We start from the raw sequence: 14,359 nt of genomic DNA, 5'->3' as shown, positions 1-14,359 counted from the left end.
ACGTGCTGTTGCAGTAGCGGGCGTCTGCTCGGCGGTCGGGCGTAAGCGGGGCGCCGCATGCGGCGCAAGTGCGGTTCACGGTGGCTGCTCCTCGGTTGGTAACGGCTGACGGCGAAAGAGAAGCGCCCCGTCTCGACATGGCGATTTGCCGAGACGGGGCAGACCTTCAAGAAGGGCCTTCCCATGAATGGCGACATGGGGGGGGGCAGAAGAGAAGGGGGCCAGGCGTATGACCAACAAAGCGTTACCAACGTCGCCTCCGGCAGGACCGGCAGCGCGAGGCGAGCGCGTCTGCCTTCTGCGCGTCAGCGCTGAACGCCGAGAGCGGCTTCCGCTCGCCGCAGGCGGCACACGTCTTCCCGGATCCGGCCTGGCGGCGAGCGAGGGTCCGAAGGGCGGAGGCCACAACTTCGCCGGAGCCGTCGTCGAACCTCGCCGCCACCCGGCGCACGTGATCCTCTGGGGTCGGCATGTTGGCTCCTTTTGTCGGTGACGGGGACAGAGGAGAAGGGGGCCAGGCGCATTGAGCTGCTCACGCCGAGGGGCGCCGGAGGCGGGGCGGTGACGAAGTGACGGAAGTGCACCCTCTTCTAGTTCTCTCTCTGAGTGGAGACCGACCTATAAGCACTAACCAGAGGAGGGGGTACTTCCGTCACTTCGTCACCCCAGAGGGCCTCACGGAGCCGTGTAAACGCGCCTTCGGCGTCAATCCGGCGTTCAGAAACGACGAAGCCCTCTCGCTCCGGCGAGGGAGGAGAGGGCTTCGAGCGGCGCTCGCCTAGGTCAGACCTCGACTTCGTCGCTCCAGCGGAAGACGACGCGCTCGCGATCGAGGGCTCGCGACCGGCGATCCGGGCTCGTGGACTTCAGGATCGCGACGTGATCGAGCGCTTCGAGGAGGACGGCTCGGCGGCGGTCGAGGTCTTCGTCCGCGTGCCAGGCGTCTGCGAGCGTCCGACCGGTCGGCACGAGTCGCGTCGTCACGGTCGCAGAGGCGGCCGAGGCGCGCAGCTCTGTACGTCGGGCCTTCAGGGCGTCGATCCTCCGCATGAGGGCCGCTGGGTCCGCGTCGTCTTCGAGGAGGGCAGCGGTCGCCTCTCGAAGAGCTGCCTCGACGTCCTGGAGGTCCGCGGAGTCGTCCCGGGAGTCGACCGTCTGCTCCTCGCGCATTTCGGGGAAGGGGCCGCGGAACGCGAGGAACTCGGAGACGACGAGGGCCTCCAGGTTCACCGCGTCGACGCGCGGGTAGCCGGTGCACTCGCCGTACTCGCGCGGCTTCGCACACTGGTAGATCGGGCGGCTGCCCTGGGTCGAGACCCAGAGCTTCGAGTCGCAGTGCCCGCAGAAGGCGACGCCGGACAGAAGCCGCGCCTTCCGGGCGACGCGTGTCACGGGGCCGCGCTTCGCGTCAGCGTAGCGAGCTCGGAGGCGCTCGACCGTCGCCCTGTCGAGGAGCGGCTCCCAGACAGTCGCCGGGAGGCCGTCCTCGTCCCGGACCAGGGCGCCGCGGTGCGTGACCCGGCCGAGGGCGAGGTCTTGCGTCACAAGGTCTTTGACCGTGTGGGCGCGCCAGAGCCCGGCGTCGAGCCCGGCGTCCGGCTTCCCCAGCTTGCGAGCTCGTCGCTTCGGAGAGCGCGAGGTCGGGACGCCGCGGGCCGTGAGCTCGATCGCGAGCTTCGTCAGGGACACGTCGGACTCCAGGAGCCGCCGTGCGATCTCGCGGACGACGACGGCCTCCTCGGGGTCGTGCACGAGCACCCGGCCGACGCCGTCGGGCGCCGGGACTGAGTCGAAACCGAAGGGGATCGTCGCGCCGCCCGTGTAGCGGTGGGCTACCGTCCGGCGGTGCGCGATAGAGGAGGCTACTCGCTTCGCGGTGTTGTCGGCCTCCGTGCGGGCCACCTCGGAGAGGACGGCGGCGATCAGGCGCCAGGCCGGTTGATTTGAGCGGAGGCCGTCCTGCATCGCGACGAACGTAGCGCCGGGCGTCGCGTCGAGCGTGTCTGCGAGAGCACCGATCGCGCCGAGGCCCTGGCGGGTCCAGCGGTCGAGCTTCCACACGGCGAGCACGTCGGCCTCGCCGTCGCGGAGCATCCGGAGCGCCGCGGCGGCGTTCGCCCGGGCCTTCCGCCCCGAGATACCGTCGTCCGTCAGCGTCTCGACAACGTCCCAGCCTTCGCGCTCAGCGAGACCCTGGAGGTCCGCGCGCTGGCGCTCAATCGAGGTCGAGTCTTCGGAGATCGAGGACAGGCGGAGGTACAGGACGGCGCGCTTCATTCCTCGATCCTAGAGCTTACTGTGAACGGTTGGGCACGCCGAACCACCTCACCGACGACCTGATCTGACCGGCACCATCGCACCGGGCCACGAAACGAACGCAGCACCGCGGAACTCCGCGGTGCTGCGTTCGTCTCGTGGTGCAGCGCCGCGGAGAGGTGCCGACTGAGGCGGAGGACGGCCGCTCGGCCCCTTGCGAAACGCTCGAGGCACCCCTACTGTACTGGTGTACCTACACAGTAAGCACGCCACCAACGCCACGAAAGAGCGCTCATGCGAAACTCGCTGATCATCGGGGCCGTCCTGGTCCTCGCCGCCGTCGTCCTCGCCGTCCTGCACCTCTGGGGGGCAGCCACCCTGACGGGGGTCCTCGGGATCGTGATCGCACTCGCGGTCGTCTTCCGTCGCTTCGGCCGCGCCGGCGACTTCAGCCGCAGTGGGTGGACCGGCCAGTGACCTCCCCGCCCGGCACGGGTCTGCGCATCGTCCTGTCGTCGAGTTCCGGCGTCCCGATGTACGAACAGATCAAGACGGCGGTCCGCGGCGCGGTCCACAGCGGCGAGCTGCCCCCGGGCGCGATGCTGCCGTCGTTGCGGCAGCTCGCCGCGGAACTGCGCGTCAGCATGGTGACCATCACCCGGGCCTACAACGACCTGGTCGCCGAGGGTGTCGTGGCGAACGAGCACGGCCGCGGGTTCGCGGTGCTGCCCGTCGACCCGGACGTCGCGCTCACGGCGCTCGTCGAGCGGGTCGACACCGCGGTGCAGGACGTCGTCCGCGCCGCACGTGCCGCACGGATGACCCGCGAGGACCTGGACTCCCGCATCGACGACGAATGGAGACGATGATGACCACGAACGCGATCGAGGTGCGGGGGCTCAGTCGAGCCAGCGGCACCTTCCGGCTGGACGACGTCGACCTGGTGCTGCCCGTCGGCACCGTGCTGGGCCTGGTCGGTCCGAACGGCGCAGGCAAGACGACGACCATCCGATCGGTGGTCGGCATGATCGACACCGAGCCGGGCAGCGTCACGCTCTTCGACGGCCTCCGCCCCGGCCACCCGGACGTCGCCCAGCGGCTCGGGGTCGTGCTCGACCTGCCGTTCGTCGGGCCTGAGTGGCGTGTCGACCGCATCGGCCGACGAATCGGCGGCTTCTACGAGCACTGGGACGAGGCCTGGTTCCACGAGCTCCTCCGTCGGTTCGAGGTCCCGACGACCACGAAGGTCGGCGGGCTCTCGCGCGGGCAGGGCGTCAAGCTCTCCGTGGCCACGGCCCTGGCACATCGTCCGGAGCTGCTCGTGCTCGACGAACCGACGAGTGGGCTCGACCCGGTGTCCCGCGCGGAGCTGCTCGACGTGCTGCGTGAGTTCATGACCGACCCGTTGCACAGTCTGCTGTTCACCACGCACACCACGGCCGACCTCGACGCCCTCGCCGACCGGATCCAGGTCCTCGGCCGCGGGCGGGTCGTCTGGAGCGGTACCGTCGACGCCCTGCACGAGGAGTTCGCGGTCGTGCGCGGGGCCGGCCGGCCGGACCCCGGTACCGAGCGCGCCGTGATCGGTCTGCGCCTCGAGCACGACCGCTGGGACGGGCTCATCCAGTTGGCGGACTCCGCCCTGTTCGGTCCCGACGTGGTGGTCGACGACGCAACGGTCGACGACGTCGTCGTCTTCTCCGCCCGCCACCACGACCGGACCGAGGTCACCGCATGATCGGCACCTTCGCACGCTTCGACCTCCGCAACACGTTCGGGCAGGGGACCCGCGTCCTCGCCCCGTTCGCGTTCGTCGCCGTCATCGCGATCGTCTTCCCGCTGCCCGCCTTCGCCGTCGTCGGTGCGGTCGCGGTGGGCTCGCTGACGGCGTCCGGGCCCTTCCTCGCCGATGAACGGGGACGCCTCGACACGCTGTACGCGACGTTGCCGGTCACCCGGCGTCACGTCGTCGTCGGCCGCTACGTCACGCTCGTGGTGCTCTACCTCGCGGCCGCCGCGATCGCCTCCGTCGTCAGCCTGGTGGGAGCCGGCGTCCGTGGCACCCCGTTCGACGGCGGCGCGTTCGTGCTGGCGCACGCCGTCGGGTTCCTGGCCGTGTCCGTCGCGCTCGCCGTCCAGGTGCCGTTCTTCTTCAGCGTCGGGTTCACCCGAGCGCGGCCGATGATGTACCTGCCACTGGCCGTGCTCGTGGCTGCGGCCTGGCTGATGTCGAACTCCGGACTGCTCGACCACGTCACCGAGATCCGCGTGGCGACCGTCCCGCTCGCCGCGGCGGAGGGGCTCGCGGTCCTGCTGGGACTCGCCCTGCTCGCCGGCTCCGCCGCCGTCTCCGTCAGCCGCTACCGGCGTCGCGCGCTGTGACGGTCCCGAACGCGCGCCGATGACGGACGGGAGGCCCGGTACCAGCTGGTACCGGGCCTCCAGTCCGTCATCAAGTCGAGTCAGCGGCCGTCTCCCGCTCACGCGGACGGCGCTGCGGTGTCCGGTCTCCGCGCGGCGCCCTGCGGGTCCCCAGGCGCGGGGCGTTGCGTCGTGGAAGGCGTCGGAGTCGACGCCGACCGACCTCCCGAGGAGCACCACCATGACCGAGTCCTTCGCACACCCGACCGCCCTGGCCCATGTCCGCGTCACCGTGACGGACATCCACCGGAGCAAGGCGTTCTACCAGCAGCTGCTCGGGACCGACCCGGCGATCGACTTCAGCGACCAGGTCGACGAGCCCGGTGTCCGCGAGGACCGCGCGCGCTTCTACGGTGGCTGCGTGTTCCGGCTCGGCGACCAGGTCTTCGGGCTGCGGCCGGTCGCTCCCGCGGGTCAGCGTTTCGACCCGGACACCGTCGGGCTCGACCACGTCAGCTTCGTGGTCGGCAGCGTCGACGAGCTGCACCAGGCGGCCGCACGACTCGACGCCGCGGGTGTGGAGCACGGTGAGGTGACCGACCTCGGCGACGCGGGCATGACGATCCTGTCCGTGCAGGACCCCGACGACATCAACCTCGAGCTGGCGGCCCTCAGCAGCTGACGCGGTCCCTCAAGCGGCGCTCGCGACCATCGTCGACGTGACGAGGTCGCGGAGCTCCGCCGGCAGGGGCATCGGCCGCCGGGAGCCCTCGCGGTCGATGATGACGTGCACGAACTCGCCCGTCGCGAGCAGCACCCCGTCCGACTGTCGGAACAGGCCGAACTCCCACGACAGGCTCGTGGTGCCGAGGTGCTTCGAGCGCATCCCGACCTCGATGACGTCCGGCCACACGGCGGACTCGACGAAGCGGCAGCTCGAGGTGACCAGCACGGCGATCCACGTGGACGAGAAGGGGTCGAGGCCGGCCTGCTCGCGGAACCAGTACGTGGACGCGTTGTCCATCGCGCTGTAGTAGATCGTGTTGTTGACGTGCCCGAACATGTCGTTGTCGTTCCAGCGCGTGGGGTAGGTGCGGCGGAACGGGTACTCGTCGATGGTCATCGGTCTCCGATCGAGGGTGTGCTGGGGCGGAGGACGTACTCGAACGTCGTCCGTGCCCGCAGGGGGTCTGGCGTCTCACCGGAGATCAGGTCGGCGTACGTGAACGACTCCGAGATCCGGACGAGCAGGCGAGCGAGTTCCTCGGCCGACAACGGTACGGGGTCGAACTCGCCCGAGCGTTCCTCGACCGCGACGAGCTCGGTGACGGCGTGCACGAACCGGCTCTGCACGTCGCTCTCGGTCGTCGTGAGCAGCCGGAGTGCCCGGGCCGGCTCGCGGGTCAGGAAGCGCCGGAAGTAGGGCGCCTGGATGAGGTCCGCCGTGAACTGGTCGAGGACGTCGACGATCCGGGCTGCTCCCGACGGGGCGGCGTCGCGGCGGGCGGCGTCGAGCGTCGGCACTGCCAGTGACCACAGCACCTCGGACAACAGTCGGTCCCGGTTGCCCACCCACCGGAACAGGGACGTCCGGTCGACGCCGAGGGAGGTGGCCAACGCGCCCATGTCGATCCTGGACCCGGCGATGAAGGTGTGGCGAGCCTCCCGGAAGGCGCGCAGCGCGGTTTCCGACGTGTACACGAATCTCCCTTGCAACGTTTCCGAGAATGATGCATCGTTGGTCTCATGTCAACGTCGGTGTCCCTGCCCTCCCTGCTCGAGTCGGACTTCTACGGGTTCGCACTGCAGTTGACGGAGCGTGAGCGCGAGTCGCTCGGGCGCCTGCGGGAGTACCTGGAGCGCGAGGTCGCCCCGATCGCCGACGCGTACTGGGCCCGTGCCGAGTTCCCGATGCAGGTCATCAAGCCGCTGGCCGACCTCGGCATGTACGGCCCCGGCATCCCGCTCGTGCGCGAGTTCGAGAACTCCGCCGTCTACCGCGGGTGGGCGGCTCTCGAGCTCGGACGCATCGACGCCAGCGTCGCGACGTTCATCGGTGTGCAGTCCGGCCTGGCGATGAACTCGATCGCGGTCGCCGGCAGCGACGAGCAGCAGCAGGAGTGGCTGCCCCGGATGGCGACCGGGGAGCTCATCGGCGCCTTCGGCCTGACGGAGCCGTACTCCGGCAGCGACTCGGCGCGGGGCCTCCGCACCACCGCCCGCCGTGACGGCGACGGGTGGGTCCTCGACGGCGAGAAGCGCTGGATCGGCAATGCCACCTTCGCCGACGTCGTCGTCATCTGGGCCAAGGACGTCGCCGACGACCAGGTCAAGGGCTTCCTCGTCACGACGGACACCCCCGGCTTCACCGCGACGAAGATCGAGGACAAGATCGCGCTGCGCGGTGTGCAGAACGCCGACATCGTGATGACCGGTGTGCGCGTGCCCGAGAGCCGGCGGCTGCAGCGGGCGACGTCGTTCCGCACGACGGCCGAGGTGCTCCGCCTGACCCGGACCGAGGTCGCCTGGCAGGCCATCGGCATCGCGGTCGGTGCGTACGACGCCGCCCTGGCCTACGCCCGCGAGCGCATCCAGTTCGGCAAGCCCATCGCCGCACACCAGCTCGTGCAGGACCTCCTCGTGAAGTCCCTGGCGAACATCACCGCGTCCATCGCCCTGTGCACGCAGGCCTCGGCGATGCAGGACGCCGGCGTCGGCGCGGACGAGCACTCCGCGATGGCGAAGGCGTTCGCCACGTCGAAGATGCGCGAGACCGTCGCCTGGTGCCGTGAGGTGCAGGGCGGCAACGGCATCGTGCTCGACAAGGGCGTCGCCCGGTTCTTCGCCGATGCCGAGGCCATCTACTCGTACGAGGGCACCCGTGAGGTCAACACCCTGATCGTCGGGCGGGCCATCACCGGTCAGGCCGCGTTCGTCTGAACGCAGCCCGACCGGCCGGTCACCCGAGCAGCTCGGGTCGCTCCCACGGCTCGTCGAGCACGTGCTGCGCCAGGAACGCGAACACCGTCTGGTACCAGACGGACGCGTGCTGGGGCTTGAGGATCCAGTGGTTCTCGTCCGGGAAGAGCAGGAACCGGTGCGCCATCGTGCCGTCCGGCCCAGCGTGGTGTTCCGCGAGCTCTGACCACAGCCGGAGCCCCTCGCCGATCGGCACCCGGTAGTCCTTGTCCCCGTGGATGACCAGCATCGGGGTGACGATGTCCTCGACGAAGCGGTGCGGGTCGTTCTCGTGCATGCCGTCCGCGTCGAAGATCGACTGCCAGTAGTCCGAGGAGTCGGTCGTGCCGTTGAACTGCTCGAGCGCCCAGAGGCTGGCGTGTGTCACGACCGCCCGGAAGCGGTCGGTGTGCCCGGCGACCCAGTTCGCCATGTAGCCGCCGAAGGACCCGCCGAGCGCCGCCGTGCGGGTCTCGTCGATGTCCGACCTGGCGACGACGGTGTCGGTGATCGCCATCAGGTCCGTGTAGGGCGCCTGCCCCCAGGCGTTCCACCCGCGGTTGACGAAGTCGAGGCCGTAGCCGGTCGACAGCGCGGGGTCCGGCAGCAGCACCGCGTACCCGCGCGCCGCGGCGAGCATCGGGTTCCACCGCCACGACCACTGGTTCCAGGAGTTCAGCGGTCCGCCGTGGATCCAGAGCAGCAGCGGGTGCGGCCCGTCGCCCTCGGGCAGGACGAGCCACCCGCGCACGCGTGCCCCGTCGGCGGCGGTCGTGTCCACTTCCTCCAGCCGGCCGGGAACGGCCGGGAGGGCGGCGGGCGTCGCCAGCGGGGTCACGGTGCCGTCCGCGTCGATCCGGACGGGGTGCAACGGCGCCGCCCAGGAGGCTCGGAGCGCGACGACCACACCCGTCGCGTCGGCGACGCGGAGACCCGAGTACGCCCAGTCGTCGTGCGTGAGCTGTTCGACGGCTGCGCCGTCGAGCGGCAGCCGGAAGACCGGTGCGCGCCCGTCCTGGTCGGCGGTCGCGAGGAGCGCGCCGTCGCCGTGCTCGAAGACGAGCTCGTTCGGCCAGCGATCCCACTCGGTCGCGATGCGGCGCGCACCCGAACCGTCGACCGAGGCCACCCAGACCTCCTGCTGGTTCGCACCGGCCGGCGTCGACCGGACCGTGCGCACCCAGGCGATCGTGGTGCCGTCGTGCGAGATCGTCGGGAGTTCGTGGTCGACGTCGGGGTCGTCGAACAGCACGGTGCGCTCAGCGGTGGCGACGTCGATGGCGACGAGCACGGAGCGGTGTCCCCGGACCTCGGGCACACCGACCGCGGCGACGAGGGTGGAGCCGTCCGGGGTGAGGGCCCCGGACACGTGGTCGAGGGCGCGACCGGGCTGCGGCGTGAGGTCGACCGGCGTCGGCAGGTGTGCCGGGTAGGACACGGCACGGTCCTCAGTCGACTCGGCCGCACTCGCCGCGGTCGTGACGCCCGTGGCCGGTTCGAGGGCGGTCGGATCCGTCAGGTCGCCGAGGTCGATGCCGAGCACGTGGGTCTGGTCGGGGCCGAGGTCGTGGTCCCAGTACCGCACCGGGTACGACTCGTGCAGGATCGCGCTGACCTTCTTGTCGTCGCGGCGCTTCCGCAGCGCGGCGTCCCGCGTCACGACGCCGACGCGCTCTCCAGTGGCGGGCGTCGGCAGCAGGTCTGCGGTGACGGCGACCACGTCGGCGGCGCTGGCCGTCGCGAGGACGCCACCCGTGCCTCCGGCCAGACGCGTCACCGGGCGTGCCTCGCCCCCACCAGCCGGCAACAGCCAGAGCTGCGCGGTGTCGTCGGCGCCGCCGTCGGCGTCCGGGCGGCCCGAGACGAACAGCAGGTCACCGTTCCGGGTGAAGGCCGTGCCGGACTCGCCCTTCGCGCTCCTAGTCAGACGGACGGGCGTGCCGTCGCCGACTGCCGGCACGGACCAGACCGCACGGCGGTAGCCGGTACCGTCCGGGTCGAGTGTGCTCACCGTCAGCGCGACACGGGTGCCGTCCGGGCTGAGGGCGATGCCGTCCACCCGTGGGAGTGCGAGGTACTGGTCGAGGTCAGAGAACGCCGTCGTCATGCCACCACGCTAGCGGCGCACCCCGACGCTCCGTTCGGTTGGCGACGAGACTGTGGACAACTCGGTCAGGCCCAGAACTCCGCGATGCGCTCGGCGATGGCCGACGCCTGGGCCCGACCGGCCTCCGCCGCCGGGCGCTGCGTGGACAGGGAGAGCGAGTTCGTGCCGAAGGCCTGCTGCGACGCGCTGTCCGCGACGACGACCTCGACGCTCGAACCCGCGGCACGCAGGGTCTCGACGGCCTCGTCGAGCCACGGACCGAGCGGTGACGGGGCCTCGGGACCGCACGCGATGACCAGCACACGCTCGTGCCCCGCGGCGACGTCGGCGTTCGTGCCGGACCGGACACCCCCGTCGACGTAGGGGCGGCCATCGATCATGACCGGCGACCAGACGAGGGGGACGGAGCAGCTCGACGCGACCGCGCGGGGGAGCGGGATGCCGTCCGCAGCGGTGAGCACGCGGAAGGTGCCGTCGGTGGCGTCGACCGTCGTGACCGCGAAGGGCCGGTCCGGCCACTCGGACGACGGCAGGGTCTCGCCGAAGGTCGCGACGCGCTGGTCGTCCGTCTGCCCGGACGTGACGCGGAGCGCCGCCTGCCCGAGCCGCGCACGGCCGTCCTGCTCCGAGGTCATGCCGGCGAGGGCCTGTTCGAACGCGCGCTGCATGCCCTCGGCGTCGATCACGCCCGGCTCTTCGTACGTGGTGGGGAGCGGGGAGATCTGCTGCTCGAACGCGGCCTGCACGCCGCCGTGCCGGACGAACGTGCCGACGACGCTGCCGGCGCTGGTGCCCACCACCAGGTCAGCGGCACCGAGGTCGACGCCCGCGTCCTCGAGCGTCGCGAGGACACCGAGCTCCCACGCGATGCCGGCGACCCCACCACCGCCGAGGACGATCGCTCGGGATCCGGCGTTGGGCGGTACGAGTTGGCTCATGCACCATGCTTACCAACTCCGCGGTGCGCGCGGTGCGCGGACAGCGGTGCGTCCGGACACCGGAGCGGACCGACAGGGGAGTCGGTGGTCGGCCGTACCGTCGTGGCGTGGGTCAGGGGAACGAGCGAACGAGCAGCCGTCGGTACGGGGACGTCGTGCTGCCCGTCGTCGCCGCCGCCCTGCCGACCGCCGTGTTCCAGGTGCCGAACCTCGTCGGCGTCCCGGTGAGCAAAGCCGTGCTCGTCATCGTCGCGCTCGCCGTGTTCGTCGGGGTCGTCGTGTGGCAGGCGCTCCGGGCACGGCGCACCGCGGACGCCCGCCGTCGCGCTGAGGACGCCGGGGCCACCGCGCTCGCCGCGTACGAGGTCGCCGTGCAGTACGGCTTCGGCCAGATCGCCACGCGGCTGACCCGGTTCGCGGTGCACGACCACGCCACCCGGCGCTCCGAGCTCGGGGCCTTCGCCGACCGGGCAGCGGCAGCCCTGGCCTTCTACCTGCTCCCGCACGTCCCGGACGTCCGCGCGAACGTGTACCTGCTCGCGCCGTCGCTCGACGCCCTCGAGCCCATCGGGCACGGCGGCGCCGGCGACACCGCGGGGGTGTTCCGCGCGGGGACGCCGTACGGGGACCGGAACCTCGACTGGGTGCTGCAGGGCGGGCCGCCGCGCGTGGTGGGGGACCGTGAGTCCGACGTCGACGCGGTGGACGACGACCCCGACTTCGATCCGCGGTACCGCTCGTACGTGGCCGTCGTCATCCGGGGCGAGGGCTACTCGTTCGGCATGCTGACGGTGGACTGCCCGACGCCGGACGCGTTCACGGACCTCGACGTGCGGAACGTGGGCGTCGTGGCGCAGTACGTCGGCGTCGCGTGCACGCTGGCGTTCCCCGTGCGACACCAGCAGCGCTGAGCGCTCGCGCGTCGCCGTGACGACTGTCGGTCGGCGGTCGTACCCTGACGGCATGACGAGCGTGCACCCGACCCCGCTGTCGTTCGGCCGCGCCCCGGTCCGTGCGACGGACCGGCGCGTCGACGCCACCGACGCCGACTACGACGACCCTCGGGTGGTCGCGGCGAACCTCGAGCGGGCGCTGCGTGCGGCCCGTGCTCGGTTGACGGGTCGTACCCGCCGCCGGTGACGGCCCGCCGGCCGCACGGCTGACGCGGACGCAGCGCCCATCGGGTGCCGCGGACGCAGCGGCGTGCCGTCCCTGTCGTCGGACAGCGTCCGGTGGCGTCGCACCACCGAAGACGAACCGAACCGCGGAATTCGCTGGTTCGAGCCCACTTCGGTTGTGCGACGCCGATCCGCGCCAGTGCCCGAGCCGCGCCAGCGCCGCGCCCTACTCGCCCTGCACGTCGATGAGCACCTTGCCGACGGCGTCCTGCTCGACGGCGTCGTGCGCAGCAGCGGTGTCCTCGAGCGCGAACCGCGTCAGCGGCAGTCCGGCGTCGTCGCCCACGGGGAGCACGTCGTCCTGCAGCGCTGCGGTGATGTCCTCGGCGGCCGCGGAGAGCGCCTCGTCGCCGATCGTGTAGAGCAGCAGGAACTGGTACCGCGCGTTGATGCTCATGTTCGGGCGGATCGGCAGCGGCGCCTCGTCCCCGCCGTTGTTCGCGTAGATCGACACGACGCCGTGGTTCGCCAGGACGTCGGCGACGAGGGCCGCGTTCTGCGGGATCGACACCTCGACGACGATGTCGACACCGTCGGGCGCGATCGCGCGGATCTGCCCAGTGGCGTCGTCCGACCGGTAGTTGACGGTGTGGTGCGCCCCGGCGGCCGAGGCGAGCGCGGCCTTCGCGTCAGAGCTGATCGTCGAGATGACAGTCGCGCCGGCCCACCGGGCGAGCTGGATCGCGGCGTGGCCGACGGCTCCGGCACCACCGGCGACGAGCACGGTCCTGCCCTCGAGCGCGCCGGGGTCCAGGCGCGCAGGGCCCTGCTCGTGCGTGGTCAGTGCACGGTGGGCGGTCATCGCGGGGACACCGAGCGAGGCGCCGACGTCGAACGACACCCCGTCCGGCAGGCGCACGGCGCGGGACGCCGGCACGACGGTGGACTCCTGCGCCGTGCCCGTCGGGCGGGACGCCGCCGCCATGTACAGCCACACGCGGTCACCGACCGCGAGCTCGTCGACCCCGGGGCCGACCGCGTCGACGACACCGGCGCCGTCCTGGTTCGGCGTGATCTCCGGGAACGGCAGTCCGTCGCCGTAGGTGCCGCCCGCGCGGGCCTTCCAGTCCGTCGGGTTCACGCCGGAGACGACGACGCGGACACGGACCTCGCCGGGACCGGGCTCCTGCACGTCCCGGTCGACGAGGGAGAGGACGGACGAGTCACCGGGCTGGGAGTAGACGATCGATCGCATGTCTCCACGCAACCACGTCCGCCCGTGCGTGATTCCGGGAACAGTCGACGCCGCCACCCCACGACACTGCGGCACCGCGCCCGCACCCACCGCGCCCACTGCACCACACGGCGGCACCGCGCCCGCGCGACACGGCCGCACCGCACCTCGCTCACCGCGTGGCGTCGTACTCCTCGCGCGCCACGGCGACCGCGGCCATGTGCGACGTCGCCCAGTCCTCGAGCGGCTGCAGCACCGCGCGGAGCGACCGTCCGGCGTCGGTGAGCTCGTACTCGACGCGTGGCGGGACCTCGGGGAAGACGGTCCGCGTCACCAGGCCGTCGCGTTCGAGGGCCCGGAGCGTCTGCGTGAGCATCTTCTGCGACACGCCCTGCACCTGCGCGGCGATCGCCGAGTACCGCACGGGCCCGTCGGCGAGCGTGCCGATGACCAGCACGCTCCAGCGGTCGCCGATCCGGTCGAGCAGCTGCCGCGAGGGGCAGTCCGCCGCGTAGGGGCTGTACTCCAGAACACGCACGTCGACCTCCGTCACGCACCACGAGGTGCCTACTTACTGAAAGAGAGTATCGCCTCTACAGTGGGTCGAGCACGCCCGTACCGATCGAACCAGGAGCACGCATGTCCACCATCGTCGTCTTCGGAGGCACCGGCTACGCCGGCTCCGCCATCACCCACGAGGCCCTCTCCCGCGGCCACCAGGTCGTCGCCGTCGCGCGCGACACCTCCAAGCTCGACGCCGCCGACGGCCTCACCCTCGCGCAGGGCGACGCGTTCGACGCCGACTTCGTGGCCGAGGTCACGAAGGGCGCCGACGTCGTCGTCGTGGCACTCCACGCGGTCCAGTCGGACGGCAGCGAGCTCAAGGACCGGTTCCAGCACTTCGTCGACGCGGCTGCCGCGGCCGGCGCACGGCTCGGCATCGTCGGCGGAGCCGGTTCGCTGCTCGTCGCCGACGGCGGCCCGGCCCTCTACGACACGCCGGAGTTCCCGGACGCCTTCAAGGGCGAGGCGAAGAGCCACGGCCTGGTCCTCGAGGCCCTCCGCGCCTCGGACACCGACGTCGACTGGTTCTACGTCAGCCCCGCCGCCGCCTTCGGCAGCTTCAACCCGGGCGAGCGCCTCGGCACCTACCGCACGAGCGACGACCTGCTGCTCACGGACGCCGAGGGCAACTCGGAGGTCTCTGGCGCCGACTTCGCCATCGCGTTCGTCGACGAGATCGAGACGCCGGCACACCACCAGGCGCGCTTCGCCGTCGCCTACTGACCCGTCGCCGACTGACCCCTCGCCGAGCGACCCCTCGCAAGACACCGGTGTCCAGCAGTCACGCCGCGGCTTTCCGCGGCGCTGAGCCTGGACACCGGTG

Annotated in this window: 16 protein-coding genes; 9 read left to right on the top strand and 7 right to left on the bottom strand. The window is 71.5% G+C overall.

Features of this window, described 5'->3' with window-relative positions; translation table 11 throughout:
• Window positions 1-783: 783 nt before the first annotated feature.
• Window positions 784-2,277 (bottom strand): recombinase family protein, encoded by a 1,494-nt coding sequence (locus BIU98_RS12190; RefSeq protein ID WP_071276202.1) that lies wholly within the window; start codon window positions 2,275-2,277, stop codon window positions 784-786.
• A gap of 273 nt (window positions 2,278-2,550) precedes the next feature.
• Here BIU98_RS12190 and BIU98_RS12185 point away from each other — a divergent pair, with 273 nt between their 5' ends.
• The 5 genes from BIU98_RS12185 (at window position 2,551) to BIU98_RS12165 (ending at window position 5,299) form a co-directional block, all read left to right on the top strand.
• On the top strand, window positions 2,551-2,733 hold the full coding sequence (locus BIU98_RS12185; RefSeq protein WP_071276200.1) for a hypothetical protein: 183 nt from the start codon (window positions 2,551-2,553) through the stop codon (window positions 2,731-2,733).
• Window positions 2,730-3,125 carry a GntR family transcriptional regulator gene (locus BIU98_RS12180; protein WP_217635695.1) on the top strand — a complete coding sequence of 132 codons (396 nt, stop codon included), beginning with the start codon at window positions 2,730-2,732 and terminating at the stop codon, window positions 3,123-3,125. Before BIU98_RS12185 ends, BIU98_RS12180 begins: the two co-directional genes overlap by 4 nt.
• Window positions 3,125-3,994 carry an ABC transporter ATP-binding protein gene (locus BIU98_RS12175; protein WP_175481345.1) on the top strand — a complete coding sequence of 290 codons (870 nt, stop codon included), beginning with the start codon at window positions 3,125-3,127 and terminating at the stop codon, window positions 3,992-3,994. The genes BIU98_RS12180 and BIU98_RS12175 overlap by 1 nt, the downstream gene beginning before the upstream one ends.
• Entirely contained in the window at window positions 3,991-4,638 is a 648-nt protein-coding gene (locus BIU98_RS12170) for an ABC-2 transporter permease (RefSeq protein ID WP_071276198.1), read from the top strand. The genes BIU98_RS12175 and BIU98_RS12170 overlap by 4 nt, the downstream gene beginning before the upstream one ends.
• Window positions 4,639-4,858: 220 nt before the next feature.
• Complete coding sequence (locus BIU98_RS12165) at window positions 4,859-5,299, top strand: VOC family protein (protein ID WP_071276196.1); 441 nt, start codon at window positions 4,859-4,861, stop codon at window positions 5,297-5,299.
• 9 nt (window positions 5,300-5,308) lie between these two features.
• Here BIU98_RS12165 and BIU98_RS12160 read toward each other — a convergent pair whose 3' ends face one another.
• On the bottom strand, window positions 5,309-5,740 hold the full coding sequence (locus tag BIU98_RS12160; protein ID WP_071276195.1) for a thioesterase family protein: 432 nt from the start codon (window positions 5,738-5,740) through the stop codon (window positions 5,309-5,311).
• Window positions 5,737-6,318 (bottom strand): QsdR family transcriptional regulator, encoded by a 582-nt coding sequence (locus tag BIU98_RS12155; protein WP_071276193.1) that lies wholly within the window; start codon window positions 6,316-6,318, stop codon window positions 5,737-5,739. The genes BIU98_RS12160 and BIU98_RS12155 overlap by 4 nt, the downstream gene beginning before the upstream one ends.
• Window positions 6,319-6,363: 45 nt before the next feature.
• Here BIU98_RS12155 and BIU98_RS12150 point away from each other — a divergent pair, with 45 nt between their 5' ends.
• A complete protein-coding gene (locus tag BIU98_RS12150; RefSeq protein ID WP_217635694.1) occupies window positions 6,364-7,557 on the top strand; it encodes an acyl-CoA dehydrogenase family protein in 1,194 nt (397 codons plus the stop codon).
• A gap of 19 nt (window positions 7,558-7,576) precedes the next feature.
• Here BIU98_RS12150 and BIU98_RS12145 read toward each other — a convergent pair whose 3' ends face one another.
• Both BIU98_RS12145 and BIU98_RS12140 read right to left on the bottom strand, forming a co-directional pair.
• Window positions 7,577-9,682 carry an alpha/beta fold hydrolase gene (locus tag BIU98_RS12145; protein WP_071276191.1) on the bottom strand — a complete coding sequence of 702 codons (2,106 nt, stop codon included), beginning with the start codon at window positions 9,680-9,682 and terminating at the stop codon, window positions 7,577-7,579.
• 65 nt (window positions 9,683-9,747) lie between these two features.
• On the bottom strand, window positions 9,748-10,620 hold the full coding sequence (locus BIU98_RS12140) for a patatin-like phospholipase family protein (RefSeq protein WP_071276189.1): 873 nt from the start codon (window positions 10,618-10,620) through the stop codon (window positions 9,748-9,750).
• Window positions 10,621-10,727: 107 nt separating this feature from the next.
• Here BIU98_RS12140 and BIU98_RS12135 point away from each other — a divergent pair, with 107 nt between their 5' ends.
• Together BIU98_RS12135 and BIU98_RS19455 are read left to right on the top strand one after the other, a co-directional pair.
• Window positions 10,728-11,531 (top strand): GAF domain-containing protein, encoded by an 804-nt coding sequence (locus tag BIU98_RS12135; RefSeq protein ID WP_071276187.1) that lies wholly within the window; start codon window positions 10,728-10,730, stop codon window positions 11,529-11,531.
• Between the two features lie 52 nt (window positions 11,532-11,583).
• Entirely contained in the window at window positions 11,584-11,760 is a 177-nt protein-coding gene (locus tag BIU98_RS19455) for a hypothetical protein (RefSeq protein WP_175481344.1), read from the top strand.
• 204 nt (window positions 11,761-11,964) lie between these two features.
• Here the strand turns inward: BIU98_RS19455 and BIU98_RS12130 are convergent, their stop codons facing one another.
• Together BIU98_RS12130 and BIU98_RS12125 are read right to left on the bottom strand one after the other, a co-directional pair.
• The gene (locus BIU98_RS12130) at window positions 11,965-12,993 is read right to left on the bottom strand and encodes an NADPH:quinone reductase (protein WP_071276185.1); all 1,029 of its coding nucleotides are present in this window, start codon (window positions 12,991-12,993) and stop codon (window positions 11,965-11,967) included.
• A gap of 151 nt (window positions 12,994-13,144) precedes the next feature.
• Window positions 13,145-13,510, bottom strand: coding sequence for a helix-turn-helix domain-containing protein (locus tag BIU98_RS12125; RefSeq protein WP_139200684.1), 366 nt, complete (start codon window positions 13,508-13,510; stop codon window positions 13,145-13,147).
• 101 nt (window positions 13,511-13,611) lie between these two features.
• On the opposite strand from BIU98_RS12125, the gene BIU98_RS12120 reads away from it, so the two are divergent.
• On the top strand, window positions 13,612-14,259 hold the full coding sequence (locus tag BIU98_RS12120; RefSeq protein ID WP_071276183.1) for an NAD(P)-dependent oxidoreductase: 648 nt from the start codon (window positions 13,612-13,614) through the stop codon (window positions 14,257-14,259).
• Window positions 14,260-14,359 lie beyond the last annotated feature (100 nt).

The organism is Curtobacterium sp. MMLR14_010, assembly GCF_001865015.1.
Classification (GTDB): domain Bacteria; phylum Actinomycetota; class Actinomycetes; order Actinomycetales; family Microbacteriaceae; genus Curtobacterium.
The sequence above is the reverse complement of the archived record's forward strand: the minus strand, read 5'-3'. Positions and strand labels throughout refer to the sequence as shown.

What these genes read in the sequence shown, in the direction of transcription:
- BIU98_RS12190 (WP_071276202.1), bottom strand. Translation starts at nt 2,277, where the DNA reads ATGAAGCGCGCCGTCCTGTACCTCCGCCTGTCCTCGATCTCCGAAGAC.
- BIU98_RS12185 (WP_071276200.1), top strand. Translation starts at nt 2,551, where the DNA reads ATGCGAAACTCGCTGATCATCGGGGCCGTCCTGGTCCTCGCCGCCGTC.
- BIU98_RS12175 (WP_175481345.1), top strand. Translation starts at nt 3,125, where the DNA reads ATGACCACGAACGCGATCGAGGTGCGGGGGCTCAGTCGAGCCAGCGGC.
- BIU98_RS12170 (WP_071276198.1), top strand. Translation starts at nt 3,991, where the DNA reads ATGATCGGCACCTTCGCACGCTTCGACCTCCGCAACACGTTCGGGCAG.
- BIU98_RS12165 (WP_071276196.1), top strand. Translation starts at nt 4,859, where the DNA reads ATGACCGAGTCCTTCGCACACCCGACCGCCCTGGCCCATGTCCGCGTC.
- BIU98_RS12160 (WP_071276195.1), bottom strand. Translation starts at nt 5,740, where the DNA reads ATGACCATCGACGAGTACCCGTTCCGCCGCACCTACCCCACGCGCTGG.
- BIU98_RS12150 (WP_217635694.1), top strand. Translation starts at nt 6,364, where the DNA reads ATGTCAACGTCGGTGTCCCTGCCCTCCCTGCTCGAGTCGGACTTCTAC.
- BIU98_RS12145 (WP_071276191.1), bottom strand. Translation starts at nt 9,682, where the DNA reads ATGACGACGGCGTTCTCTGACCTCGACCAGTACCTCGCACTCCCACGG.
- BIU98_RS12140 (WP_071276189.1), bottom strand. Translation starts at nt 10,620, where the DNA reads ATGAGCCAACTCGTACCGCCCAACGCCGGATCCCGAGCGATCGTCCTC.
- BIU98_RS19455 (WP_175481344.1), top strand. Translation starts at nt 11,584, where the DNA reads ATGACGAGCGTGCACCCGACCCCGCTGTCGTTCGGCCGCGCCCCGGTC.
- BIU98_RS12130 (WP_071276185.1), bottom strand. Translation starts at nt 12,993, where the DNA reads ATGCGATCGATCGTCTACTCCCAGCCCGGTGACTCGTCCGTCCTCTCC.
- BIU98_RS12120 (WP_071276183.1), top strand. Translation starts at nt 13,612, where the DNA reads ATGTCCACCATCGTCGTCTTCGGAGGCACCGGCTACGCCGGCTCCGCC.